Here is a 24,947-nt window from a genome sequence, read left to right as displayed (position 1 = left end):
AAGGGCCAGATCTTCGTCAAGGGCGAGGTCATCAAGACCGTGCCGGAGTCGAAGATCGTGGAGACGCTCATCGAAGAGGCGATGAAGCTCGCCGAACAGATGGAGAAGGACGGCGCGGCGTCCGGCGAGCCCTCGGTCTCCGTGGCCGGCTGAGTCCCGCTTCCTTCCCCGCGTCACCTGCGCCCCGTCACACGGTGTGTGACGGGGCGTACGTGTTCCGTTGACAGCTCCGATGTATGGCGGCACCTTGTGGAGCGCACGGCCCTTCTGTCTCACGAGATGCGCACAGACCCGCACAGACGTCGGATGACGGTGACCGTATGAGAAGCCGCAGACTTCTGGCCCTCTGGGCCGGGCTCCTTTCCCTGCTCGCCGGACTCCTCCTTGCCGCACCCGCCTCCACGGCCTCCGCCGCCCTCACGCCCACGGCGCCGGCGGGCGGGCAGCCGTATCCGCCGCGGCAGACCATGCTCCGGAACGCCACGGCGGGGCTCTTCCTGCACTGGGACATGTTCACCGCGCCCAAGCACCACGACTGTGCCGAGTGGGAGAAGGCCGCCACCGACGGCGGCTGGAACCCCGGCTACTGGGTGGACGAGGCCCGCAAGATCCGCGCGAGCCATATCGTGCTCGCCACCTTCCACTCCCGTCTCGGCTACGCTCGCCCCTGGCCCTCGAAGATCCCGGCTCCTGCTCCACCCGGCGCGACATCCTCGGCGAACTCATCCATGCCGCCGACGCCAAGGGCATCAAGGTCATCCTCTATATGACCGACGACCCTCAGTGGCACGGCGAGCAGGGCATCGAGGCCCTCGACTCGGCCGCCTACTCCCCCTACAAGGGGCATGACGTCGACCTCACGACCCGTCAGGGCTTCGGTGAGTTCTCGTACGACAACTTCTTCGAGGTCATGGCCGACTACCCGAAACTCGCCGGGTTCTGGATCGACAACGACAACGAGTACTGGGAACAGCACCGGCTCTACGAGCAGATCCGCGAGCTGCGCCCGGACATGACCCTGAGCAACAACAACGAGGACACCCCGATCATGGACATGGTGTCCCACGAGCAGAAGACCGGGATGACCCCGCCCTACGATCAGCCGTCGGCGATCTGGACCCCGCTGCCGCGGCTGACCGAGTCCTGCTACAAGGTCCCGGACACCGGCAGTTGGTGGTACGAGGGCCAGGACCGGCCCGTCTCCACCGCGCTCAACGTCGACCGGTACATCGCCGACGCGGGCAACTCCATCAGGTCCCTCATGGACTTCACCGCCATGGTGAACGGCAGATTCCCGCCGAAACAGGAGCAGTTCACCGACCTGGTGAGGGACTACCTCCCGCCCATCTGGGAGTCCCTGCACGGCGTCGACGCGGGCGGCTTCCTCCACGGCGGGATGCAGCCCGGTGCCTGGAACGACGGCGCGTACGGCTACATCACCGTCAGCCGGGCCCACCGCACGACCCAGTACATGCACATCACCACCGCACCGGTGAGCGGCGACGAGATCCGGGTCCGCGACAACGGCTACCGGATCGAGCGCGTCACCGACCTGCGCACCGGCAAGCGGCTCCACTTCGACCAGCGGGACGGGACCCTCACCGTCAGCGGGATCACCGGCTGGGACCCGTACGACACCGTCCTCAAGGTGCGGACCGCACCTCGGCGCGAGGGCGTGTATCCCACCGGCACGGTCAGGGCGAGCGAACCGGCGCTCACCGACGGCGACTTCACGACCTACACCGACAACCGGGGCGCTCTGCCAGCGAGTTACACCCTGGACCTGGGCCGGATCCGCAAGGCCGCCTTCCTCGCGGTCAACCAGCGCGAGTGGTCGCCCACCTGCAACAGGGAGACCTTCGGCAGGAAGGAGGACTCCGCAAGGATCAAGGACTACACGGTTTCCGTGAGTGGTGACGGTCATACGTGGAGTGATGTCAAGGCCGGTGTCCTGGAGCGCCAGAGGGGTCCGCTTCAACGACCTCGGCGCATCTGTGAGCACCCGGTACATCAAGCTCGACGTGCCGACGACCTGGGCGGCGCCCACCGTTCCCGCCTTCTACCGGCAGCTGAGAATCGACGAGATCCAGGTCGGCTACGGCCGTCCCTCGGGCCACGGCTGACCCAGCGGTCAGCCCGCGCCGCCCGTGGGACGGGAGACCGGGCGGCGCGGCTCAAGCGCGCCAGGTACAGTGCGGAGATCAGCAGACCCCAGGGTGAGGCTCCCGCACTTGTTGACGCAGACCACCACACGGGTCCTCGAACCGAGTGACCTGGACGCCGCGCTCGCCGTCCTCGACCGCGAGCCGGTCGCGAACGCCTTCGTGACGTCGCGTGTCCAGGTCGCCGGCCTGGATCCCTGGCGCCTGGGCGGCGAGATGTGGGGCTGGTACGAGGACGGCATGCTCACCTCGCTGTGCTACGCGGGCGCCAACCTCGTCCCGATCTGTGCGAGTCCCCGCGCGGTGCGGGCCTTCGCCGACCGCGCCCGGCGGGCCGGCCGCCGCTGCTCCTCCATCGTCGGGCCCGCCGAGTCCACCGCCCTGCTGTGGCGACTCCTCGAACCCAGCTGGGGCCCGGCCCGTGAGATCCGCGGACACCAGCCACTCATGGTCACGGACCGCATGCCGTCCGGCATCACCCCGGATCCGTACGTCCGTCGCATCCGCAAGGACGAGATGGAGACGATCATGCCGGCCTGCGTCGCGATGTTCACCGAGGAGGTCGGCGTCTCACCGCTGGCAGCCGACGGCGGGCTGCTCTACCAGGCCCGGGTGGCCGAACTCGTCGGCTCCGGACGCTCGTTCGCCCGCCTCGACGACGACGGCAAGGTCATCTTCAAGGCGGAGATCGGTGCGGCCACCTCGCAGGCCTGCCAGATCCAGGGCGTGTGGGTAGCTCCCGAGTACCGCGGCCAGGGACTCGCGGCCCCCGGCATGGCGGCGGTGCTGCGCTTCGCGCTGGCGGACGTGGCCCCGACGGTGAGCCTGTACGTCAACGACTTCAACACCGCCGCGCGCCGGACGTACCGGAGGGTGGGCTTCCAGGAGGTCGGCGCGTTCATGAGCGTGCTGTTCTGAGCGGCCGCTGCTGGAGCGGCGGCACCGGGGACCGTGCGACCGGCCACCCGCGACCGTCGCCCGGAGGGCGGTTCGCACCCCCCTGTAGGCTCCCCGCATGCTGCGCTTCCCCGGTCACGGTCGCCGCGACCCCGAAGACGTCGTGATCGGCCCCCTGGACCTGTCCGCCCGCGTCGACGAGGCGCTCGCCGTACAGGCCGTGGCGTTCGGGCTGGGCGCCGACGAGATCGCCGTACGCCGTCAGATCGTGCTGCGGCACATGGGCTACCCCGGGGCCCGGGCGCTCGGCGCCACCACCGCCGGTGGACGGCTCGTCGGATTCGTCTACGGCATGCCCAACGACCGGACGCACTGGTGGTCCACGGTCGTCGAGCCGTATCTGCGGGCCCAGGGGAACGCCGGGTGGCTCGACGACTCGTTCGTGATCACCGAGCTGCATGTGCACCCGCACCACCAGAACCGGGGCATCGGCCGGGCACTGATCACCATCATCACCGACGGCGCGGAGCAGCCCCGCTCGATCCTGTCGGCGATCGACACCGAGAGCCCGGCCCGCGGGCTGTACCGCTCGCTGGGCTATGAGGACCTCGCCCGGCGGGTGATCTTCCCCAGCGCCCCGAAGCCGTACGCCGTGATGGGCGCCCCGCTGCCGCTGCGCCGACGCTGACGAATTTCCGCCCGCCCCTGCTGCCCGGTTAACCTCCTAGCCATCACCCTCCCTCGCTCTCGGCTGCGCTCGGGCGGGGGGACCCCCATCAGCAGGAGTCGAGAAATCATGGCGAACGCACCGGTCCAGCGCATGTCCCAGTTGATGGCGAAGACGCTGCGCGACGACCCGGCCGACGCCGAGGTCCTCAGCCACAAACTGCTGGTCCGCGCCGGTTACGTCCGCCGCACCGCCGCGGGGGTGTGGACCTGGCTGCCGCTCGGCAAGAAGGTCCTCGCCAATGTGGAGCGGGTCGTCCGCGAGGAGATGGACGCCATCGGCGCCCAGGAGGTGCTGCTGCCCGCGCTGCTGCCCCGGGAGCCGTACGAGGCGACGGGCCGCTGGGACGAGTACGGCGCCGAGCTGTTCCGCCTGAAGGACCGCAAGGGCGGCGACTACCTGCTGGGCCCGACCCACGAGGAGATCTTCACGCTGCTCGTGAAGGACCAGGCGTCCTCGTACAAGGACCTGCCGGTGATCCTCTACCAGATCCAGACCAAGTTCCGGGACGAGGCCCGGCCCCGTGCGGGCATCCTGCGCGGCCGGGAATTCCTGATGAAGGACTCGTACTCCTTCGACCTCGAGGACGAGGGCCTCGCCCAGTCCTACGCCCTGCACCGCCAGGCCTACCAGCGCGTCTTCGAGCGCCTGGGCCTCGACTACCGGATCTGCGCCGCGACCGCCGGCGCGATGGGCGGCTCCAAGTCCGAGGAGTTCCTCGCCCCGGCCGACGCCGGCGAGGACACCTTCGCGGACTGCCCGAACTGTGACTTCGCCGCCAACACCGAGGCGATCACCTACGAGCTGAAGCCGGTGGACGCGGCAGAGGTGCCCGCCCTCGAGGAGATTCCGACCCCGGACACCCCGACCATCGAGACCCTCGCCGCCTCCCTCGGCGTCCAGGCCTCCGACACCCTGAAGAACCTGCTCGTCAAGGTCGACGGCGAGATCGTCGCCGTGGGCGTCCCCGGCGACCGCGAGGTCGACATCGACAAGGTCGAGGCGCACTTCGCCCCGGCGGTCGTCGAGATGGTCACCGAGACGGACTTCGCCGGCCGGCCGGACCTGGTCCGCGGCTACGTCGGCCCCCAGGGCCTGGAGAAGGTCACCTACATCGCCGACCCGCGCGTGGCCCCGGGCACCTCCTGGATCACCGGTGCCAACAAGGAGGGCATGCACGCGAAGAACGTGGTCGCGGGCCGCGACTTCGAGGTCGACGCGTACGTCGACGTCGTGGTGGTCCAGGAGGGCGACCCGTGCCCGAAGTGCGGAACCGGGCTCAAGCTCGACCGCGCGATCGAGATCGGCCACATCTTCCAGCTGGGCCGCAAGTACGCCGACGCCCTCAAGCTCGACGTCCTCGGCCAGAACGGCAAGCCGGTCCGGGTGACCATGGGCTCCTACGGCATCGGTGTCTCCCGCGCGGTCGCCGCGCTCGCCGAGCAGACCGCCGACGAGCAGGGGCTGTGCTGGCCCAAGGAGGTCGCCCCGGCCGATGTGCACGTCGTGGCGGCGGGCAAGGCCCTGCAGACCGAGCTGGCCCTCGACGTCTCCCAGAAGCTGGCCGAGGCCGGTCTCCGGGTGCTGGTGGACGACCGTGCGGGTGTCTCGCCGGGCGTGAAGTTCACGGACGCCGAACTGATCGGCGTGCCTCAGATCCTGGTGGCGGGCCGCCGCTCCGCCGAGGGCGTCCTGGAGCTCAAGGACCGCAAGACGGGCGAGCGCGAGGAACTGACGGTGGACGAGGCGATCGCCCGCCTGACGGCCTGAGCCTCATCGCCCGACACGATGGCCGCCGGTCACCGACCGGCGGCCATCGGCTGTTCCGGGGCCGATACCGAGTCCTGCCGCTGCGAAGCTCCCGACCCGGGTGTGCGGGTGTCGTTCGGCCGGCCATCGCACTGCGCGCTGTCGGGCTCCGGCTTCGCTGCCATGGTCGGATCGGCGGCCGTCGGTTGTCCACGGGCCGGTGCTGAGTGCCGCTGCGTAGCACCGAGCTCGGGGTGTGGGGCGTCGTACGGCACTACGCGCTGCGGGCTACGGCTCCGCCGCCGTGGTCCGGCGACTGTCGGCTGTTCCGGGGCCGACGGCCGAGTGCCGCCGGTGCTGAGTGCCGCTGCGTCGCTCCCGGCTCGGGGTGTGGGGGTGCCGTGCGGCTGGCTATCGCACCGCGCGCTGCCGGGCTGTGGCTCCGCTGTGGTCCGGTCGGCGACCGTCGGTTGTTCCGGGGCCGACGGTCGAGTGCCGCCGCTGCCGAGGGCCGCTGCGCAGCTCCCGGCTCGGGGTGTGGGGCGTCGTACGGCACTGCGCGCTGCGGGCTACGGCTCCGCCGCCGTGGTCCGGCGACTGTCGGCTGTTCCGGGGCCGACGGCCGAGTGCCGCCGCTACCGAGGGCCGCTGCGCAGCTCCCGGCTCGGGGTGTGCGGCGCCGTATGACAGGCCATCGCATCGCCCGCTGCCGTGCTGCGGCTCCGTCGTGGGGTCCTGTCGCCGGCCACGACGGCCCGCGGCTGTGGACCCCTCGGTCCTGGGCTCACACGTCCGGGTGATGTGCGACGGGCTGGTCACAGCCAGCTCGCGAACTCCAGCAGCAGTTCCGCGTCCTGGTCCCGGCCGACCCGGCGGGCCCGCACCCCGGACTCGACCGCCCGGAACAGCGTCCAGCCGCGCAGCCGCTCCTGGTCGAGGTCCAGCGACTCCGCGAGCCGTTTCACCCGGCGGCGAGTGATCGACGCGCCGGAGGGTGCCGCGATCAGGTCCTCCACCCGGTCGCGCACCAGCCGCGCCAGGTCGAAGGCGCACTCGCCGACCACCGGGTCCGGGCCCACGGCGAGCCACGGCATCCGCTCTCCGGCGAGCACCTTGCTCTGCCGGAAGGTGCCGTGCAGCAACCGTTCGCCGGGCGGGGTGGCGAGCAGGTTCTCCCGGGCCACCAGCGCCGCGTCCACCAGGGGCGCCACCTCGGGGTCCGTCTCCGCTCCCACCCGCATCGCCTCGGCCTGCCGCTCGGTGCGGGCGGCCACCGTCTCGAAGGAGTGACCGGCGGGCGGCTCCACCCACAGCCGGCGCAGCGTCCCCGCGGCCTCCAGCAGGGCCTTGGCCTCCGGCAGCGACCGTACGGACATCTCCGGATGCAGCCGCTCGAGCAGCAGGACGCCCAGCGCCGGGTCCGCGTCCAGGAGCCGCACTGCGCCGAGCCCGCCCCAGTGCGCGAGCGCGGCGCACTCGCTCTCGGGCCGGGCCCGCGGCGGCGCCAGCTTCAGTACGGCGGGCGTGCCGTCGGCCTGCCGCACCAGCAGGACCAGACTGCTGCGGCCGCCCGGTGCCTGCACCCGCTCGACGGTCAACTCGCGTAGATCCACGGCCTGCCGGGCCAGCCCGGAGAGCTTGTCCAGCCACTCGGCGCCGCCGTCCGGCATTGCCTCGCCGAGCGCCCGTACGAGGCGCTGCGGCGGTTCGAAAGCCATGCGCGAGTACTTCCCTTCCAGGTCCGCTTCGCACGCGCGTGGTGTGCGCGTACGCCTCAAGTCCGTGACGTCGCCGACGCGGTGGGGGCGGTAGCCGCCCGCTCGGCGAGACCTGGGAAGGCTACGCTCTCGCCGCTCCAGCGCACCGCCCGCACCGCCGCCTCCCGCAGCGCCCCGGCGGCGAAGCCCCGCCTGGTGCCCGTCGAGGCCCGGACGAGATCGGAGTACACCCCCGCCAGCCTCGCCTCCAACTCGGCGGCGAGCCGTACGGCGGCGGCGGAGTCCGGGACCCGGAAGGGCAGCGCGTAGCCGGCCGCGGCGGCGTCCGGTGTGCCGCCCAGGTCCCGCACGGCCCGGGTCAGTTCGTCCCGTCGCGCCCGGTGGGCGTCGTAGGCGGACTGCGCCTCCTGCCGCCGGGCCCGCTCGATCAGCCCGCCGACGACGCCGTAGCCGTAGACCGCCGCGTGTTCGGCGCGCAGGGCTGCCCGCAGTGCTGTGAGTTCGCCGTCCGCGGAGTCCGGCGTGCCGGTGTGCGTGCCCGGTGTGCTGCTTGTCGTACTCACTTCGCGGCCTCCGTCAGCAGATACGCGTGCGCTGCGCCGGCCGCCGCCACGGACGCCATCAGCCGTGCCAGCTCACCCGGTACCTCCAGCAGTGCCTTGGCCCGCTGGTCGGCCAGCGTGAGCTCGGCCGCGGCCAGGCCTGCGAGGGCGGTCTTGGGATCCGCGGCTACGGGAGAGGGGGTGGGTGAGGCCGACGCGGAGACCGGAGGGGACATCGAGGGGGAGGGCGACACCGGCACCGAGGGGGAGGCCGAGGCGCCCGAACCGCCGCCGAACGCCTGCGCATGCTGGACGACAGCCGTGCGCAGCGGCTGCAGCCGCGCCGCAAGCGCCGGATGGGCGGCGATCACCGCGGTGTACCGGTCGGCCAGCGTCTCGCTGTCGCGGGCAGCACGTGCCCGTACCTTGTCGGCGACCGAGATGGTGCCGCCCCCGGTGACGGTCGAGTCGGGGGCGCTGGAGCAGCCCGCGAGCAGCGTGGCGCCCGCGGCCGAGACGAGCAGGCTTCGTCTGCGCAGGGGGATGCGCGGGTGCGGGGGGAACGGCACGGCAGACGTCCTCGAGAGGCGAGTTGACGAACGGATGGGCGACTCGCCCGTGATCACGGTACCCGGGTGCCGCCCCGGCTCTCGCCATCGGCTCGGCCGTTCACGCCCGGGGCCCCTGCCCATGGCCCAGGTGGACGGCAACACTCCCCGCGACCGGATACCCTTTGACCTGACACGCGACCAACCCACAACAGCACACGCGGCCGAGGAGTCACCCGGATGAGCACCACCCAGAGCGAGAGGCTGCGAGAACTGCTGGAGCCGCTCGTCAACTCCCAGGGACTCGATCTCGAGGAGATCGCGGTGGACTCGGTCGGGCGCAAGCGGGTGCTGCGTGTCGTCGTCGACTCCGACACCGGTGCCGATCTGGACCGGATCGCCGATGTGAGCCGTGTGCTCTCGGCGAAGCTCGACGAGGCGGACGCGATGGGCGAGGGCGAGTACACCCTCGAGGTCGGAACGCCGGGCGCGGAGCGCCTCCTCACGGAACACCGGCACTACGAGCGGGCCGCGGGCCGGCTGGTGAAGTTCCAGCTGGCCGAGGGCGGCGAGCTGGTCGCCAGAATCCTGCAGGTCGACGACGAGGGCGTCGACCTCGAGGTGCCCGGTGTCAAGGGCCGCAAGGCCACCACGCGCAGACTCGGCTTCCCGGACATCGTCAAGGCGCGCGTCCAGGTCGAGTTCAGCCGCAAGGACGACAGCGACATGAAAGAAGAAGAGGAGGCGTAGCTGTGGACATCGACATGAGTGCCCTGCGGGGCTTGGTGCGGGAGAAGGAGATCTCCTTCGACCTGCTGGTCGAGGCGATCGAGTCGGCCCTCCTCATCGCCTACCACCGCACGGAGGGAAGCCGCCGGCACGCGCGCGTGGAGCTCAACCGGGAGACCGGCCATGTGACCGTGTGGGCGAAGGAGGACCTCGAGGACCTCGAGGAGGGGCAGGAGCCCCGCGAGTTCGACGACACCCCGTCGGGCTTCGGCCGTATCGCCGCCACCACCGCCAAGCAGGTCATCCTGCAGCGCCTGCGCGACGCCGAGGACGACGCGACGCTCGGCGAGTACGCGGGGCGCGAGGGCGACATCGTCACCGGTGTGGTCCAGCAGGGCCGCGACCCGAAGAACGTGCTCGTGGACATCGGCAAGCTGGAGGCCATCCTGCCGGTGCAGGAGCAGGCGCCGGGCGAGACGTACGAGCACGGCAAGCGGATCCGGTCGTACGTCGTCCGGGTGGCCAAGGGCGTGCGCGGTCCGTCAGTGACGCTTTCACGGACCCACCCCAATCTGGTGAAAAAACTGTTCGCGCTGGAGGTGCCGGAGATCGCCGACGGCTCCGTCGAGATCGCCGCGATCGCCCGCGAGGCCGGTCACCGTACGAAGATCGCCGTGCGGTCCACCCGTTCGGGTCTGAACGCCAAGGGCGCGTGCATCGGCCCCATGGGCGGCCGTGTGCGCAATGTGATGGGGGAGCTCAACGGCGAGAAGATCGACATCGTCGACTGGTCGGACGACCCGGCCGAGATGGTGGCGAACGCGCTCTCCCCGGCCCGTGTCTCCAAGGTCGAGGTCGTGGACCTCGCGGCCCGCTCGGCGCGGGTGACGGTCCCCGACTACCAGCTGTCGCTGGCGATCGGCAAAGAGGGGCAGAACGCGCGTCTGGCGGCCCGGCTGACCGGCTGGCGGATCGACATCCGGCCCGACACCGAGCAGCCCGCGGAGAGGCGCGACTGAGGCGACTGACCTCGGCCGGGAATATCTCCCGGCCGGGTTGCGCTGAGATCACGACAGTTCCGTGCGCAGCAACTGTTCGATTCTTGCCCCAAAGAGGTGAGGTCGGTGCGGGGAGGTAGACTTAAGCGTGTCTGGCCGGACGCATGCCCGCGCATGCCCTGAGCGCACCTGTGTGGGGTGCCGGGAGCGAGCGGCCAAGATCCAACTGCTGCGCACCGTGGTGACCGGGGGCGAATGTGTCCCCGATCCTCGCGGTACGCTGCCCGGCCGGGGTGCGTACGTACACCCCGCCGTGGCCTGTTTCGACCTGGCGGTCCGCCGCCGGGCGTTCCCACGGGCGCTCCGCGTCCCGGGACCGCTCGACACAAAGGCGTTGCGCCAGTACGTCGAGCAGGCGGAAGGTTGCTGAGCAGCACCTTGCTGAGCAGGCAATACCGTTGGAAGTGCCGTATGGAACCCCGTGCGGCCCTGGTACCTCGCGAGTCGAAAGCAGGTCGAGATTGCGATGAGCACTCGATGAGTACGCGATGAGTACGCCCATGAACTAGCGACGGTCCGGCCGCAACCCGGACCTCAAAGGAGCGAAGTGGCTAAGGTCCGGGTCTACGAACTCGCCAAGGAGTTCGGTGTGGAGAGCAAGGTCGTCATGGCCAAGCTCCAGGAACTCGGTGAATTCGTCCGTTCGGCGTCCTCCACGATTGAGGCGCCTGTAGTACGCAAGCTGACTGACGCCCTGCAGCAGGGCAACGGCGGTGGCGGAAAGTCCGCCGCCTCGCGCAAGGCCGCATCGGCGAAGCCGGCCGCGCCGTCCCCGGCGCAGGCCGCACGTCCGGCTGCCCCGCGCCCGGCGGCGCCCAAACCGCCGGCTGCAGAGCGGCCCGCGGCTCCGGCCGCGGCGGCGCCGGCCCCGGCGGCGCCGGGTCCGCGTCCGACCCCGGGCCCGAAGCCCGCGCCTCGGCCCGCTCCGGCGGCTCCTGCCCCCAGTGCGCCCGAGTTCACGGCCCCTCCGGCGGCTCCGGCCGCCCCGGCCGCGCGTCCTGCGGGCCGTCCGGGTCCCGGTACCCCGAAGCCTGGTGGCCGTCCGGCCGCGCCCGGTCAGGGTCAGGGTCAGGGCGGTGCCCAGGGTGCTCGCCCCGGTGGCCCGCGTCCGGGTGCTCCCGGTGCTCGTCCGGGTGGCCGTCAGGCGGGTCCCCGTCCGGGCAACAACCCCTTCACCTCCGGTGGCTCCACCGGCATGGCGCGCCCGCAGGCGCCCCGGCCGGGCGGTGGCCCCCGTCCCGGTGGCCCGGGTGCCCCTGGCGCCCCGCGTCCGCAGGGTGCGGGCCAGGGCGGTCCCCGGCCGCAGGGTGCGGGCGGCGGTCCGCGTCCGCAGGCTCCCGGCGGTCCCCGTCCGACCCCGGGCGGTATGCCTCGCCCGCAGGGCGGTCCCCGTCCTGGCGGCGGTCACGGCGGCGGCCCCGCCGGTCCGCGTCCGAACCCGGGCATGATGCCGCAGCGTCCGGCTGCCGGACCGCGTCCCGGTCCCGGCGGTGGCGGCGGCCGCGGCCCGGCCGGTGCCGGTCGTCCCGGCGGCGGTGGCGGTCGTCCCGGTGGCGGTGGCGGCTTCGCCCGTCCCGGCGGCGGTGCCGGTCGTCCCGGTGGTGGCGGCGGTTTCGCCGGTCGTCCCGGTGGCGGCGGTCCCGGTGGTGGTGGCGGCGGCTTCGGCGGTGGCGGCGCTGGTCGTCCCGGCTTCGGTGGACGTCCCGGTGGTCCGGGCGGTCGTGGTGGCACGCAGGGTGCCTTCGGCCGTCCCGGCGGTCCGGCGCGTCGTGGCCGCAAGTCGAAGCGGCAGCGCCGTCAGGAGTACGAGGCCATGCAGGCCCCGTCGGTCGGCGGTGTGATGCTGCCTCGCGGCAACGGTGAGAGCATTCGCCTGTCGCGCGGTGCGTCGCTCACCGACTTCGCGGAGAAGATCAACGCCAACCCGGCGTCCCTCGTCGCGGTCATGATGAACCTGGGCGAGATGGTCACGGCCACGCAGTCCGTCTCCGACGAGACGCTGCAGCTCCTCGCCGGCGAGATGAACTACACGGTTCAGATCGTCAGCCCCGAGGAGGAGGACCGCGAGCTGCTCGAGTCCTTCGACCTGGAGTTCGGCGAGGACGAGGGCGACGAGGAGGACCTGGTGGTCCGTCCGCCGGTCGTCACCGTCATGGGTCACGTCGACCACGGTAAGACCCGTCTGCTCGACGCCATCCGCAAGACGAACGTCATCGCGGGCGAGGCCGGTGGCATCACCCAGCACATCGGTGCCTACCAGGTCGCGACCGAGGTCAACGGCGAGGACCGGGCGATCACCTTCATCGACACCCCGGGTCACGAGGCGTTCACCGCCATGCGTGCCCGTGGTGCGAAGTCGACCGACATCGCGATCCTCGTGGTCGCGGCCAACGACGGTGTCATGCCGCAGACGGTCGAGGCCCTGAACCACGCCAAGGCGGCCGACGTGCCGATCGTCGTCGCGGTCAACAAGATCGACGTCGAGGGCGCGGACCCGACCAAGGTGCGCGGTCAGCTGACCGAGTACGGCCTGGTGGCCGAGGAGTACGGCGGCGAGACGATGTTCGTCGACATCTCCGCCAAGCAGGGTCTGCACATCGACAGCCTCCTGGAGGCGGTCGTCCTGACCGCCGACGCGGCGCTGGACCTGCGGGCCAACCCGAACCAGGACGCGCAGGGCATCTCGATCGAGTCCCGTCTCGACCGCGGCCGCGGTGCCGTGGCGACGGTCCTCGTCCAGCGAGGCACGCTGCGGGTCGGCGACACGATGGTGGTCGGCGACGCGTACGGCCGCGTCCGGGCGATGCTCGACGACAACGGCAACAACGTGGCCGAGGCCGGCCCGTCGACGCCGGTGCAGGTCCTGGGTCTGACCAACGTCCCGGGTGCCGGCGACAACTTCATCGTGGTCGAGGAGGACCGTACGGCCCGCCAGATCGCGGAGAAGCGTGCCGCCCGCGAGCGGAACGCGGCGTTCGCCAAGCGCACGCGCCGTGTGTCGCTCGAGGACCTGGACAAGGTGCTCAAGGCCGGCGAGGTCCAGCAGCTGAACCTGATCATCAAGGGTGACGCTTCCGGTTCGGTCGAGGCTCTCGAGTCCTCGCTGCTCCAGCTGGACGTCGGCGAAGAGGTCGACATCCGCGTCCTGCACCGTGGTGTCGGTGCGGTCACGGAGTCCGACATCGACCTGGCGATGGGCTCCGACGCCATCGTGATCGGCTTCAACGTCCGCGCGGCAGGCCGCGCGGCGCAGATGGCCGAGCGCGAGGGTGTGGACGTCCGGTACTACTCGGTCATCTACCAGGCGATCGAGGAGATCGAGGCGGCCCTGAAGGGCATGCTGAAGCCGGAGTTCGAGGAGGTCGAGCTCGGTACGGCGGAGATCCGCGAGGTCTTCAAGTCGTCCAAGCTGGGCAACATCGCGGGTGTGCTCATCCGGTCGGGCGAGGTCAAGCGCAACACCAAGGCGCGCCTCATCCGCGACGGCAAGGTCGTCGCGGAGAACCTCAACATCGAGGGCCTGCGTCGCTTCAAGGACGACGTCACCGAGATCCGCGAAGGCTTCGAGGGTGGTATCAACCTCGGAAACTTCAACGACATCAAGATCGACGACGTCATCGCGACGTACGAGATGCGCGAGAAGCCGCGGGTGTAACAGCCATCGGCCAGTACCGGCCGACGGGACGTGTTCCCGTCGGCCGGTGCCGTGTGCCGGGGGCTGCGGCCCCCGGCGCTTCGCCGGGCCCCGGGCGGCCTGTCCTGCATGAAGGGCGGGCCGGGCCGAGCGGCCCGGCCGGAACGGCTGTGACCGGGGGAAAACCCCGTCGAGCCGATCCGGTGTTCGTTGTACGGTTTTCGTGTCCCTGCCCATACGGACGGCGGGGCCATCGATCCCGCACCGGCGGGTCATCCGGACACACACATGTACGTGGGGACTCTGTCCTTCGACCTGCTCCTCGGCGACGTGCGGTCGCTGAAGGAGAAGCGCTCCGTCGTCCGCCCGATCGTCGCCGAGCTCCAGCGGAAGTTCGCGGTGAGCGCGGCCGAGGTGGATCACATGGAGCTCTACCGGCGGGCGGGCATCGGCCTTGCCATGGTCTCCGGCGATGCGGGGCATCTGAACGACGTACTGGACCGGTGCGAGCGGCTGGTCGCCGGACGCCCCGAAGTGGAGCTGCTGTCCGTCAGACGGCGCCTCCACGGCGACGACGACTGACCAGAGAAGACAGATCAGGAAAGAACGGGAGACGGACCAGTGGCCGACAACGCGCGGGCGAAGAGGCTGGCGGACCTCATCCGAGAGGTGGTGGCCCAGAAGCTGCAGCGCGGGATCAAGGACCCGCGGCTCGGCTCGCACGTCACCATCACGGACACCCGGGTGACGGGTGATCTGCGGGAGGCGACCGTCTTCTACACGGTGTACGGGGACGAGGAGGAGCGGAACGCGGCGGCCGCCGGACTGGAGAGTGCCAAGGGCATTCTGCGTTCCGAGGTCGGTCGGGCCGCCGGTGTGAAGTTCACGCCGACCCTCGCCTTCGTCGCCGATGCCCTCCCGGACACCGCCAGGAACATCGAAGACCTGCTGGACAAGGCGCGCGCCTCCGACGCGAAGGTGCGCGAGGCGGCCACCGGCGCCGCGTACGCCGGTGAGGCCGATCCTTACAAGAAGCCCGGCTCCGAGGACGAGACGGGCGACACCACCGAATGACCCAGCAGCACACCACGCCCGACGGCCTCGTCATCGTCGACAAGCCGTCGGGCTTCACTTCCCACGACGTCGTGGCCAAGATGCGCGGGATCGCGAAGACGCGGCGCGTCGGCCACGCGGGGACGCTGGACCCCATGGCGACCGGCGTGCTCGTCCTCGGCGTGGAGAAGGCCACCAAGCTCCTCGGACACCTCGCGCTGACCGAGAAGGAGTACCTCGGGACCATCCGGCTCGGGCAGAACACCGTCACGGACGACGCCGAGGGGGAGATCACCTCCTCCACCGACGCCTCCGGGGTCACCCGCGACGCCATCGACGCCGGGATCGCCAAGCTGACCGGTGACATCCTGCAGGTGCCGTCCAAGGTCAGCGCCATCAAGATCAACGGCGTGCGGTCCTACAAGCGGGCCCGCGAGGGCGAGGACTTCGACATCCCGGCCCGGCCCGTCACCGTTTCCGCCTTCACCGTCTACGACGTCCGGGACGCGGTCGCCGAGGACGGCACCCCGGCGCTGGACCTGATCGTCTCCGTCGTCTGCTCCTCGGGCACCTACATCCGGGCCCTGGCCCGGGATCTGGGCGCGGATCTCGGCGTCGGAGGCCATCTCACCGCACTGCGGCGCACCCGCGTCGGGCCCTACAAGCTGGACGCCGCCCGCACCCTGGACCAGCTCCAGGAGAAGCTGACGGTGATGCCGATCGCCGAGGCCGCCGCGGCCGCGTTCCCGCGCTGGGACGTGGACGACAAGCGGGCCCGGCTGCTCACGAACGGGGTGCGCCTGGAGATGCCGGACGAGTACGCGGGCGCCGGTCCCGTCGCCGTGTTCGCCCCCGAGGGCCGGTTCGTCGCGCTGGTCGAGGAGCTCAAGGGGAAGGCGAAGAGCCTGTCCGTGTTCGGCTGAGCCCGGCCCGTGGAGCGGCGAGCACGGGGATGCGCGCCGCCGCTCCACGGGTCCCCCCTCGGTTCCCCCACAGAGGTGTATCCATCCTCTGTCGTCCATTCACCCCATTGAGCAGGCGCTCGGAGTGAACCAAGGGAGCGGAAGGGGGCGCGTTCACCATGGCATCTGTCCCGCTGATCTTCGTCGGCCTACCGTCGGATCCAGGTACGGCGGGGAGGTTCCAGCATGGCGGTACGGGGCTCTCGGACACGGGACGGCGGCGGTGGAGCTCGCGGAGCGGGTCCCGTGCTCGCACGCTTCTACGACCTGGTGGGACGCCCGCGCGGCATCGGGTTCGCCGTCGACCACGACGGCACGGTGATCACCGGTCACGAGGTCGTGGACGGAGCGGACCGGCTGGTACTGGAGGCGCCGGACCAGCGCGTCTGCGTGCTGGGCGCCGATGAGGTGACCCCGCTGCCGCACGCGGGACTCGCCCTCGTGCGCACCGAGGGACTCGATCTGCGCCCGCTCCCCGTCACGGCGCGGGACCGCGTCGAGACCGGCACATACGTCAGGATCGCCGCGGGCGGCTGGCGAGAGGCACGCGTGCTCGGCACGACCGCCGTCACCTACCGGGCCGCGGACGGCTCCCATCCCCTCGAAGCCGCACTGGAGCTGGCGATCGGCACGGCGGGTACCGAGGCGCTCCGCGTGGGCGGGGGCGCGGCCGGCGGGCCCGTACTCGACGCGGCGACCGGAGTCGTATTGGCCGTGCTCGGCACCGCGCTGCACACGGAACACCGGACGACGGGCTTCGCGGCGCCCCTGCGCGGTCCCGGCGGGCCGCTGGAGGGGCTGCTCGCGCGGAGCGCGGAAACGGTTCCCGCGTACGGGGCGGACCTCAACCTCGCCGGCGTCCTGGAACTCACGGCAGCGGGACCGCAGGGCCGGTCCTACGACGCCGAATCCCTCTCATCCGCCGTGGTCCTCGGGGAGTTCGCGGCCTTCGAGAAGGGCGGCGCCACCGTCCTCGGGCTCGTCGGGTCCCACGGAGGCGCGCGTACGGCGGCACTCGACTGCCTCGCCGCACAGCAGTCCCGGGCGCCGGAGCCGGTCCCCGTGATCCGGCTGAGCGGAACGGACCTCATGGGCACGGACACCTCCCTGGCCGACGCGGTCGCACGGGCGCTGGAGCGGGCGGCACGGTTCGTGACGGCGGCCGGCTGCCGGCCGGCCGGCCAGGGGAGCGAGACGGATCATCCAAGTCTCGAGCGTGTGGCCCGTGTCGCACGCGACGCCGGGCGCCCGCTGCTGCTCCTCCTCGACGCCCCGCAGCAGATGCCGTCCGCCCCCGGCCCCCGGTTCACCGACTGGGCGACGGCCACGGCCACTTGGCTGCGCGAGACGGGGGCACGACTTGTCGTGGGGTGCGGGGCGGAGTACTGGGAGCGGGTGGGCGCGGCGTTCCCCGGGGAGATGCTGCACCGGGGATCTCCTCTGATTGCGGTGCCGGAGAGTCGGCGGTGGGGACGGGAACCGGCTGTGCAGCACCGGGAACCGCGTGCGGACGAGCTGGTGGTGCCCGGGGACGCGGTGGCGCGGCTTGCGGATGTGCGGAGGGCGGCTGCGGACGTGTCGGTTCGGCCTTCGGACGTGCGGGGTGTGCCTGCGGGCGTGCGGAGGGCTCCTTCCGAGTGGCCGATGCTGCCGGCGGACACGCCGGTGGTGACCTGGGGCCGTTCGGTCGGGGACGGGCGGAGGACCGAGGCCGGGTGCGAGCCGGCCGGAGCCGTGCTTCGCCCGGCCTGCCCGCGGGGTCTGCGGCCCCTCGCGACCGGCGGGTCCGTCCTCGCCCCGGGTGCCGCGCCGTCGCCCCAGTTCGGAGGGACCGGAAGCCGGGCCTCCGCCGTACTCGCCGAGGGGCCGCCCGCCCCCGCGGGCGGCGACCACCACCTCACCCTCGAAGAACCCGCCGACTCGCTCCAGAGCACGCACCTCGACCTGGACGCCGCTCTGCACGCCCTGGTCCACGCCCACGCGCTGGGGGCGGGGGAGCACCCCGCGTCTTCGCTGACGGCGACGGCGGCCGCCCGGCGCCGCGCGCGTACCGTGCATGGGCAGCCCGCCCCGGCCGGCACCCTGCCCGTGCCACGTCACCGCGTCGGCCCGGTCGTACAGGCGCTGCTCCGGCTGGCCCGCGAGGAAGGCGACGCGGAGCTGGCCCTCCGCCTCGAGGACCTGGCGCATGCGCTGGACGCGCTGCTGCCGCTCTGTGCCGCTCCGCCTGACGAGGCCGCCCTGTGCGCGACCAACCTCCTGGCCGGCACCCTCCTGCGCCTGCCGGACGCGACGCCGTACCTGTACGTCCTGCGTCTCACCGCCGACCGAATCGTGCGCTGGCGGGCCCAGCAGCGGAGCGTTCCCAGCGAGTTCGGGCCGTGGTTCTGGGAAGCACTGCGGGTGCCGGAGGCGGAACGCTTCGACCTGCTGAGAAGGCTGGTCGCTGCGGACGAGCCCGCGCGGCCGGCCGAGGCGTACGGCACAGGACATGACGCGGGCAGTCCCGCCGACGGCCGCCGGCCCGGCGTCCCCCGGTACCTGGACGCCGTAGCGCGACTGCTCGCCGCGGATCCCGTCTCCGTGCCGCGTCACCTCACCCGCTGGTTCGACGACGAGCGCCCGCTTCCCGCCACCCCGCACGCCACCGTCGCCACAGCAGCGCAGGCCCTGCTGCACACCCACCGGCGCGCCGCCCTCGACGAGCTGGCCGAGGCGCTCGTCGACAGCGGTCACCGGCGCGGCGACGAACTGCTCGCCGCGCTCGCCGAGGAGGAACCGTCCGCTATCTGCCGGGCCGTGGACCGGTGGGCGCACGACGGGCGGCCCGTGCGACGGACGGCCGCGGTGGCCCACGGGCTCCGCGTCGCCCCGCACGTGCGCGTCGAGACGGACCGCGAGCTGCTGCGCCATGCCGCGCTCGTCCTTCTCGCCCGCCCCGCCGACTGCACCGTGCACGGCGGAGCCCTCGCCCTCCTCGTACAGGATCCGCTGACCCGCGCCCGGTACCTTCCGCAGGCCCTCGCGCGGTTCACGGCCGGTGATCCGCAACTGCCCGCGAGCGTCCTGGCCACCGCCCTGGCCGGGCATCCGGAGCCGGTGCTCGCCGCGTTCCGCACCCGGCTGTGGCGGTGCGGGCCGGATGCCGGGCAGACCCTGCGGACCCTCCTCGATGCGGCGCCCCCCGCCCTCGCAGGCCCGGTCGCCGTCCTCGTACGCGAGACCGTGACGCGGCGTCCTGACACGGACGCGGGACTCGCCCGCTCCGGCGAGTCCGGGTACCTGGGCAGCCAGGTCGCGGCGTATGTCGGCGGGCGTCTGGACCGTGACCGCGCCGCCCGCGCCTTCCTGCTGCCGCTGGTCGCCGGGCTGCTCGACGGCGGCCCACCACAGCTGCGGTCGGCGCTCGCCGGCGTGCTGGCCGCGCCCGGCGACGCACAGTCGCGCCCCCTGCGGCGCGAACTGCTCGACCTGTTGCTCGGCCAGGAGCGGGACCCCGCGGTCCTCGACGCGACCCTGCGCGCGGCGGCCGACGGTGTGCACCGGGGCGGACAGGAGCATGCACGCCATGCGATCCACCGGACGGGCCTGGTCCTGGCCCGCACCCCGGAGGGCGCCGCGCGCTTCGACTGCGAACTGTTCGACCTCGCCCGGCATATCCCCGGCTTTGCCCGGGTCGTCGCCCATTGGCTGACCGACGACTCGGCGGACTGGGCCGTCCTGGTCGGTCCGCACACCCGCCGCATGATCGAAAACCTGGCGAGCCTGCAGGTCCCGGCCCTACCGGTGCGGTCCGGGGTATGACCGCTGCGGCCCCCGTCCTTCCCCGGTGCGGGCGCCGGGCTCACCGGGCACTGACCCCGCGGGGCACGTGCCGACTGTCACAGCGCCCATGCCGATGCTGGCCGAAGCCACCCGGCATGGCACCCTTAGACCTGCGTACGAGGCAGACACGGACATGGGTTCGACGAGGAGCGGTCACAGTGCAGCGCTGGCGTGGCTTGGAGGACATCCCCCAGGACTGGGGGCGCAGCGTCGTCACCATCGGGTCCTACGACGGAGTCCACCGCGGACACCAGCTGATCATCCGGCATGCCGTGGAACGCGCGCGTGAGCTGGGCGTTCCCTCGGTCGTCGTCACCTTCGACCCGCACCCCAGCGAGGTCGTGCGCCCGGGCAGCCACCCGCCGCTGCTCGCCGCGCACCACCGTCGTGCCGAACTGATGGCCGAACTGGGTGTGGACGCGGTCCTCATCCTGCCCTTCACCACGGAATTCTCGCGGCTCTCGCCCGCCGACTTCGTGGTCAAGGTCCTGGTGGACAAGCTGCACGCCAAGGCCGTGGTCGAGGGCCCGAACTTCCGCTTCGGCCACAAGGCCGCGGGAAACGTGGAATTCCTGGCCGAGCAGGGCAAGACGTACGACTTCGAGGTCGAGGTGGTGGATCTCTACGTCAGCGGTGAGGCGGGCGGGGGCCAGCCCTTCTCCTCCACCCTGACCCGGCGGCTGATCGCCGAGGGCGACGTCGAGGGGGCGCGCGAGATCCTCGGGCGCCCGCACCGCGTCGAGGGGGTCGTCGTACGAGGCGCCCAGCGCGGCCGTGACCTCGGCTTCCCGACCGCCAACGTCGAGACGCTGCCGCACACCGCGATCCCGGCCGACGGCGTCTACGCCGGCTGGCTGCACGTGGGGGACGAGGCGATGCCGGCCGCGATCTCCGTCGGCACGAACCCGCAGTTCGACGGCACCGAGCGGACGGTGGAGGCGTACGCCATCGACCGCGTGGGGCTGGATCTGTACGGACTGCACGTCGCCGTCGACTTCCTGGCGTTCGTCCGCGGCCAGGCCCGGTTCGACTCGCTGGAAGGGCTTCTGGAGCAGATGGCGCAGGACGTGCAGCGCTGCCTGGTTCTGATCGCGGCGTACGACGCGGACTGACGCGCTCCACCTGCACCACGCGCTCCTGTGACCACCGGGGCGGTGCTCTGACGCCGGGGCGGCCCGTGTCTCAGACACGGGCCGCCCCGTTTTCGTTGCCGTCGCGTCCCCGCCTCGGGGACCGGCTGCTACGGCTGGGGCGGCGGCGGAGGCGGGGTCTGGCCCGGCTGCGGCGGGTGGGGCTGCTGAGCCGGCGGGTACGGCGGGCCGGGCTCGGGCTGAGCGCCCTGATCCGGCTGCTGCGGCTGCCCGGCGTCGGCGCCCTGGTACGGGTAGGGGGCCGGGCCCGGCTGCGGGTACGGCTGGGCGGTGTGGGGCGGCTGGGGAGCCTGACCCGGCGCGGGATGGCCGGGGGCGGACTGCCTGGGGATGTGCTGCCCCGGGATCTGCTGACCGGGAATCTGACCGGGCATCTGCTGTCCCGGAATCTGCTGTCCTGGGACCTGTTGACCGGGAATCCCGCCGGGCGCCGGCTGTCCGGGGATCTGCCCCGGGGCGTACTGTCCGGGCACGAACTGTCCGGGCATCTGACCAGGCAGCGGCGGTGCCGCAACCGGGGGAGGGTTGCCGTCCGACGTCCACAGGCCGTGCGACTGCTGGTGGCGCGCGAAGTCCTCGGCGACCATCGCAGCCAGCGTGAAGTACGCCTCCCGGACCTTCGGCCGCATCATGTCCAGGTCGACCTCCGCACCCGCGGCCAGGTGCTCGTCGAACGGCACGACCACGACTCCGCGGCACCGCGTCTCGAAGTGCGAGACGATGTCCTCCACCTTGATCATCTTGCCGGTCTCGCGGACCCCGGAGATGACGGTGATGGAGCGCGCGACGAGGTCCGCGTACCCGTGCGCCGACAGCCAGTCCAGCGTCGTACTGGCGCTGCTCGCACCGTCGACGGACGGAGTCGAGATGATGATGAGCTGGTCGGCGAGGTCGAGCACCCCGCGCATGGCGCTGTAGAGCAGACCCGTACCGGAGTCGGTGAGGATGATCGGGTACTGCCTGCCCAGCACGTCGATCGCGCGCCGGTAGTCCTCGTCGTTGAAGGCCGTGGACACGGCAGGGTCGACGTCGTTGGCGATGATCTCCAGGCCGGACGGGGCCTGCGAGGTGAACCGCCGGATGTCCATGTACGAGTTGAGGTACGGGATCGCCTGGACCAGATCGCGGATGGTGGCGCCGGTCTCGCGGCGGACCCGGCGGCCGAGCGTGCCCGCGTCCGGGTTGGCGTCGATCGCGAGGATCTTGTCCTGCCGCTCGGTGGCGAGCGTGGAGCCCAGCGCGGTGGTTGTGGTCGTCTTGCCCACCCCGCCCTTGAGGCTGATGACGGCGATCCGGTAGCACGACAGAACCGGCGTACGGATCAGGTCCAGCTTCCGCTGCCGCTCGGCCTCCTCCTTCTTGCCACCGAGTTTGAACAGACCACCGCCGCCGACCGGACGGCTGCTCTTCGTCTTCTGCTTCTTGTTGATCAGCCGGTCGGAGGACAGCTCCACCGCCGCCGTGTAACCCAGGGGCGCCACACCGGGGTTGGTCTGCTGCCGCTGGTCATGCTGCACGGGCTGCGGCCAGGCGGCACCGGCGCGCGGGTCGACCGGGGGCTGCGGCTGGGCGGGCGGCTGCGGGAAGCCGTAACCACCGGCCTCGGCTGGGGAGTTGGGCCCGGACTGCGGTGGGAATCCGTACCCCTGGGGGGCGGCGGGGTTCGGCACGGGGGCCGTGGCGTAAGGCTGCGGCGTCTGGGGGTATTGAGCCTGCGGCTGCGGCGCCGGGGCGTGCGCGTCGGGCTGCGGGAATCCGTAGCCGCCCTGCTGCGGTACCGGAGCGCTCGGTTGCGGGAATCCGTAACCGGGCTGCGCGACAGGGGCGTTGGGGGCAGGCGGAGCCGGAACTCCTTGCTGCGGGAATCCGTAACCGGGCTGCGCAGGGGCGTTGGAGGCAGGCCCTGCCGGAACACCCTGCTGCGGGAATCCGTAACCGGGCTGTCCAGCGGAGGCGTTGGGCGCCGGCGGAGTCGGGACTCCGAGCCGGGGGAATCCGTACCCGGGCTGCGCGGGCGGGGCGTCGGCGCCCGTGCTGGGCGGGGCCTGGTTCCAGGCGGTGGGAGCGGGCTGCGATGCCTGCGACGGGAAGGGCTGCTGCTGGGGCGGCACCGGCGGCTGCCCCTGGGCGGGCTGGGCGGGCTGGTGCGTGGCCGGCCACTGCGCCGCCGGACCGGGCGCTGCCGGTTGGTAGGCGGGCGGCAGCGGCGGAACCGTGCTCTGCGGCACCGGCGGCGGGGTCCAGCCCTGCGGCGGCTGTACGTGCCCGGACGACTCCGAGGCCGCGTCGGCCTCCTGGGTGGCGGTGGGCGTGACACCGGCGGGGCCGGCGGGCCCCGTCGCGGAGTGGCCGGAGTCCGCCTCGTCGGGGGCGGCGTCGGAACCGGAGTCGCCATCGGCGGTGGCCTCTGAAGCCGGGAGGTCCGAGGCGGGGGAGCCGCTGGTGCCGGAGTCGGCGGGAACGGGGGCGACGGGCGCCGCGGGTGCGGCCTCGCTCGTCGCCGCGCCGGAGGCCGCAGCGTCAGCGGACCGTTCGTCCGAGGTCTCGCCTGCCGGCTCCGGAGCGGGCCCGTAGCCCCCGTCGTCGGCAGCATCGCTCGTCTCGCCGGCGCCGGAGCCCGGCGTGCTCCCGGCGGAGGCGTTCGCCGAGGGCTTGGTCAGCTCGAAGTCACCCTTGTCCTGGGCGGCTTCGCCCTGCCGCTCGGGCTCGGTCGCATCGGAACCGACGCCCTCGGCCGCCTTGCTCGCGGCGGCCAGCTGGTCGAACTCGTGCTTGAGCGCGGTCGGCGAGAACCTCACCGTGTCGCCGCTCTCCGGGTCCCCACCACTCGAGGGCCCGGCCGTGGGCACGTCGGTCGGCGGCGTCCACACGGGGAATCCGTCGCCGGACGCGGCGTTCTGCACGGGGACCGGGTTCACCGCCGGAGCTGCAGGCACATCCGGCTCGGGAGCAGCCGCTTGCGCAGGCGGAACCGGAGCGGTGGGAAGAACCTGCGGAGCGGGCGGAACGGGTGCGGCGGGAGCCTGAGGAGCGGGCGCATGGGGGGTTGCTGGAGCCTGCGGTTCCTCGACCGCCGCCGACGTGTCCGCCGACCCCCCGGACGCGTTCTGCGTGTACCAGGCGGGTGGCGCGTAGTCGATGGTGAACTCGCCCGTCATCTCAACGGCGGACTCGGCGTCGGACTGGTCATCGTCGGGTGAAGCCCAGCCCCCGCGGATCCCGTCCCGATCGCTGTTCACAGTTCCTCCTGGTGTGGTCGAGCACCCTTATGTCGTGCTGGGGCGACCGCTCTTTGTGCGGAGTCGTCCGACGCCGTCCGATTCCGCCCGGCAATTCCCCGGGGCGCCGGCAGCCCGCCACAGGTTCTGGTGGGGCGCCCCGACCCAGCCTAATCACCAGGGGCGCCCCCACGGCAGGCCCGTCATCGGCCGCACCTCCTCCCGTGGCGTCACACCCTGACCATCTGTGACCCGCGTACAGGCGAAGGGCATTTACAACCTGGAGGTCAGTGACGAACAAAACCGGACGAAAGCTTGGCGCGAACCGGTCGCAACTACCGCATGCCAGACCGTTGTTGCGCCCCCTGCAACCGAGGGCCGCCACAACTCAGCCCATTCTTCGTGGTGTACCCAACAATCCGGTCTCGGCGTCCGTCTTGCAGAGTGGGCAGCGCGTCGACGTCCGTGTGGGCAGCGCGTCGACGTCCGTCCGGGGGAACGCCATCGTGCGGCCTGTCACCTCCGCCTCGTCCGGGGAAACCCGCCGGATGCTGACGGGTCGCGCCTGTCGCACGAGCCGCGGTGCGACCGGACTGAGGGGTGGGCCGGTTGAGGCCCAGCACGGCGGACTGGCACTCACCGTCCACGCCGATGACGACGCCGTCGTCCCCGGCGAGCATGCCAGGCAGTTGCTCGCCGTCGAGCCGACCGCCCCCCGCGCCCGCCCGCCGGGCAGCGTGTTCCAACGCCCGCCGCGCCGCGACCAGTTCGTCGTCGCCGCGCCCGGTCACCCGCAGGGGACCGGCGAGCGACACCTCTTGGCGCTCCCCGCGCCTCAGGGTGAGACTGGACGTGGTGGCCGGCGCCGGAACCGCGTCTCCGCGCCCGGTCACCCGCAGGGGACCGGCGAGCGACACCTCTTGGCGCTCCCCGCGCCTCAGGGTGAGACTGGACGTGGTGGCCGGCGCCGGAAC

General features: G+C 72.2%; 18 protein-coding genes and 2 pseudogenes. 15 read left to right on the top strand and 5 right to left on the bottom strand.

What is annotated here, in order from left to right:
- From ABZ904_RS40395 to ABZ904_RS40370, 6 genes and pseudogenes are all read left to right on the top strand, one after another.
- Positions 1-153, top strand: a pseudogene (locus ABZ904_RS40395) (4-hydroxy-3-methylbut-2-en-1-yl diphosphate synthase); the annotation flags it as partial.
- 167 nt (positions 154-320) lie between these two features.
- Complete coding sequence (locus tag ABZ904_RS40390) at positions 321-770, top strand: hypothetical protein (protein WP_361829094.1); 450 nt, start codon at positions 321-323, stop codon at positions 768-770.
- Positions 668-2,272: an alpha-L-fucosidase gene (locus tag ABZ904_RS40385; protein WP_361829092.1), complete on the top strand. Its 1,605-nt coding sequence runs from the start codon at positions 668-670 to the stop codon at positions 2,270-2,272. Before ABZ904_RS40390 ends, ABZ904_RS40385 begins: the two co-directional genes overlap by 103 nt.
- A complete protein-coding gene (locus tag ABZ904_RS40380) occupies positions 2,232-3,080 on the top strand; it encodes a GNAT family N-acetyltransferase (RefSeq protein ID WP_360998565.1) in 849 nt (282 codons plus the stop codon). The genes ABZ904_RS40385 and ABZ904_RS40380 overlap by 41 nt, the downstream gene beginning before the upstream one ends.
- Positions 3,081-3,177: 97 nt before the next feature.
- Positions 3,178-3,747: a GNAT family N-acetyltransferase gene (locus tag ABZ904_RS40375; protein ID WP_360998567.1), complete on the top strand. Its 570-nt coding sequence runs from the start codon at positions 3,178-3,180 to the stop codon at positions 3,745-3,747.
- Positions 3,748-3,855: 108 nt separating this feature from the next.
- The gene (locus tag ABZ904_RS40370) at positions 3,856-5,556 is read left to right on the top strand and encodes a proline--tRNA ligase (protein WP_359405643.1); all 1,701 of its coding nucleotides are present in this window, start codon (positions 3,856-3,858) and stop codon (positions 5,554-5,556) included.
- A 794-nt stretch (positions 5,557-6,350) separates the two neighbouring features.
- On the opposite strand, the gene ABZ904_RS40365 is transcribed toward ABZ904_RS40370, so the two are convergent.
- The 3 genes from ABZ904_RS40365 to ABZ904_RS40355 are packed head-to-tail and all read right to left on the bottom strand — an operon-like array spanning position 6,351 to position 8,364.
- A complete protein-coding gene (locus ABZ904_RS40365; protein WP_361829089.1) occupies positions 6,351-7,253 on the bottom strand; it encodes an aminoglycoside phosphotransferase family protein in 903 nt (300 codons plus the stop codon).
- A 56-nt stretch (positions 7,254-7,309) separates the two neighbouring features.
- Positions 7,310-7,816: a ferritin-like domain-containing protein gene (locus tag ABZ904_RS40360; protein ID WP_360998571.1), complete on the bottom strand. Its 507-nt coding sequence runs from the start codon at positions 7,814-7,816 to the stop codon at positions 7,310-7,312.
- Positions 7,813-8,364, bottom strand: coding sequence for a hypothetical protein (locus tag ABZ904_RS40355; protein WP_359405655.1), 552 nt, complete (start codon positions 8,362-8,364; stop codon positions 7,813-7,815). Before ABZ904_RS40355 ends, ABZ904_RS40360 begins: the two co-directional genes overlap by 4 nt.
- Before the next feature lie 219 nt (positions 8,365-8,583).
- Between ABZ904_RS40355 and rimP the strand changes: the two genes are divergently transcribed.
- The 9 genes from rimP (at position 8,584) to ABZ904_RS40310 (ending at position 20,716) form a co-directional block, all read left to right on the top strand.
- Positions 8,584-9,093 carry a ribosome maturation factor RimP gene (gene rimP / locus ABZ904_RS40350; protein WP_359405658.1) on the top strand — a complete coding sequence of 170 codons (510 nt, stop codon included), beginning with the start codon at positions 8,584-8,586 and terminating at the stop codon, positions 9,091-9,093.
- Positions 9,094-9,095: 2 nt separating this feature from the next.
- On the top strand, positions 9,096-10,091 hold the full coding sequence (gene nusA, locus ABZ904_RS40345) for a transcription termination factor NusA (protein WP_359405661.1): 996 nt from the start codon (positions 9,096-9,098) through the stop codon (positions 10,089-10,091).
- A 127-nt stretch (positions 10,092-10,218) separates the two neighbouring features.
- Positions 10,219-10,500, top strand: coding sequence for a YlxR family protein (locus ABZ904_RS40340; protein ID WP_359405664.1), 282 nt, complete (start codon positions 10,219-10,221; stop codon positions 10,498-10,500).
- Positions 10,501-10,677: 177 nt separating this feature from the next.
- Complete coding sequence (gene infB, locus ABZ904_RS40335; protein ID WP_360998574.1) at positions 10,678-13,785, top strand: translation initiation factor IF-2; 3,108 nt, start codon at positions 10,678-10,680, stop codon at positions 13,783-13,785.
- Between the two features lie 267 nt (positions 13,786-14,052).
- Positions 14,053-14,346 carry a DUF503 domain-containing protein gene (locus ABZ904_RS40330; RefSeq protein WP_359405670.1) on the top strand — a complete coding sequence of 98 codons (294 nt, stop codon included), beginning with the start codon at positions 14,053-14,055 and terminating at the stop codon, positions 14,344-14,346.
- A 39-nt stretch (positions 14,347-14,385) separates the two neighbouring features.
- Entirely contained in the window at positions 14,386-14,838 is a 453-nt protein-coding gene (gene rbfA / locus ABZ904_RS40325) for a 30S ribosome-binding factor RbfA (protein WP_359405673.1), read from the top strand.
- Positions 14,835-15,740 (top strand): tRNA pseudouridine(55) synthase TruB, encoded by a 906-nt coding sequence (gene truB / locus ABZ904_RS40320; RefSeq protein ID WP_360998577.1) that lies wholly within the window; start codon positions 14,835-14,837, stop codon positions 15,738-15,740. The genes rbfA and truB overlap by 4 nt, the downstream gene beginning before the upstream one ends.
- A gap of 225 nt (positions 15,741-15,965) precedes the next feature.
- Positions 15,966-19,583, top strand: a complete 3,618-nt coding sequence (locus ABZ904_RS40315; protein WP_360998579.1) for a trypsin-like peptidase domain-containing protein — start codon at positions 15,966-15,968, stop codon at positions 19,581-19,583.
- A 179-nt stretch (positions 19,584-19,762) separates the two neighbouring features.
- Entirely contained in the window at positions 19,763-20,716 is a 954-nt protein-coding gene (locus tag ABZ904_RS40310; protein WP_359405682.1) for a bifunctional riboflavin kinase/FAD synthetase, read from the top strand.
- 128 nt (positions 20,717-20,844) lie between these two features.
- Here the strand turns inward: ABZ904_RS40310 and ABZ904_RS40305 are convergent, their stop codons facing one another.
- Positions 20,845-23,994, bottom strand: a complete 3,150-nt coding sequence (locus ABZ904_RS40305) for an SCO5717 family growth-regulating ATPase (protein ID WP_360998581.1) — start codon at positions 23,992-23,994, stop codon at positions 20,845-20,847.
- A gap of 650 nt (positions 23,995-24,644) precedes the next feature.
- Positions 24,645-24,848, bottom strand: a pseudogene (locus tag ABZ904_RS40300) (type VII secretion protein EccE); the annotation flags it as partial.
- Positions 24,849-24,947 lie beyond the last annotated feature (99 nt).

Source organism: Streptomyces sp. NPDC046900, from assembly GCF_040644975.1.
Classification (GTDB): domain Bacteria; phylum Actinomycetota; class Actinomycetes; order Streptomycetales; family Streptomycetaceae; genus Streptomyces.
This window is presented reverse-complemented; position numbering and strand designations above follow the sequence as displayed.

Coding starts and splice junctions, on each gene's coding strand:
- rimP (WP_359405658.1), top strand. CDS start 8,584: ATGAGCACCACCCAGAGCGAGAGGCTGCGAGAACTGCTGGAGCCGCTC.
- ABZ904_RS40315 (WP_360998579.1), top strand. CDS start 15,966: ATGGCGGTACGGGGCTCTCGGACACGGGACGGCGGCGGTGGAGCTCGC.
- ABZ904_RS40365 (WP_361829089.1), bottom strand. CDS start 7,253: ATGGCTTTCGAACCGCCGCAGCGCCTCGTACGGGCGCTCGGCGAGGCA.
- truB (WP_360998577.1), top strand. CDS start 14,835: ATGACCCAGCAGCACACCACGCCCGACGGCCTCGTCATCGTCGACAAG.
- ABZ904_RS40330 (WP_359405670.1), top strand. CDS start 14,053: ATGTACGTGGGGACTCTGTCCTTCGACCTGCTCCTCGGCGACGTGCGG.
- ABZ904_RS40390 (WP_361829094.1), top strand. CDS start 321: ATGAGAAGCCGCAGACTTCTGGCCCTCTGGGCCGGGCTCCTTTCCCTG.
- ABZ904_RS40370 (WP_359405643.1), top strand. CDS start 3,856: ATGGCGAACGCACCGGTCCAGCGCATGTCCCAGTTGATGGCGAAGACG.
- ABZ904_RS40375 (WP_360998567.1), top strand. CDS start 3,178: ATGCTGCGCTTCCCCGGTCACGGTCGCCGCGACCCCGAAGACGTCGTG.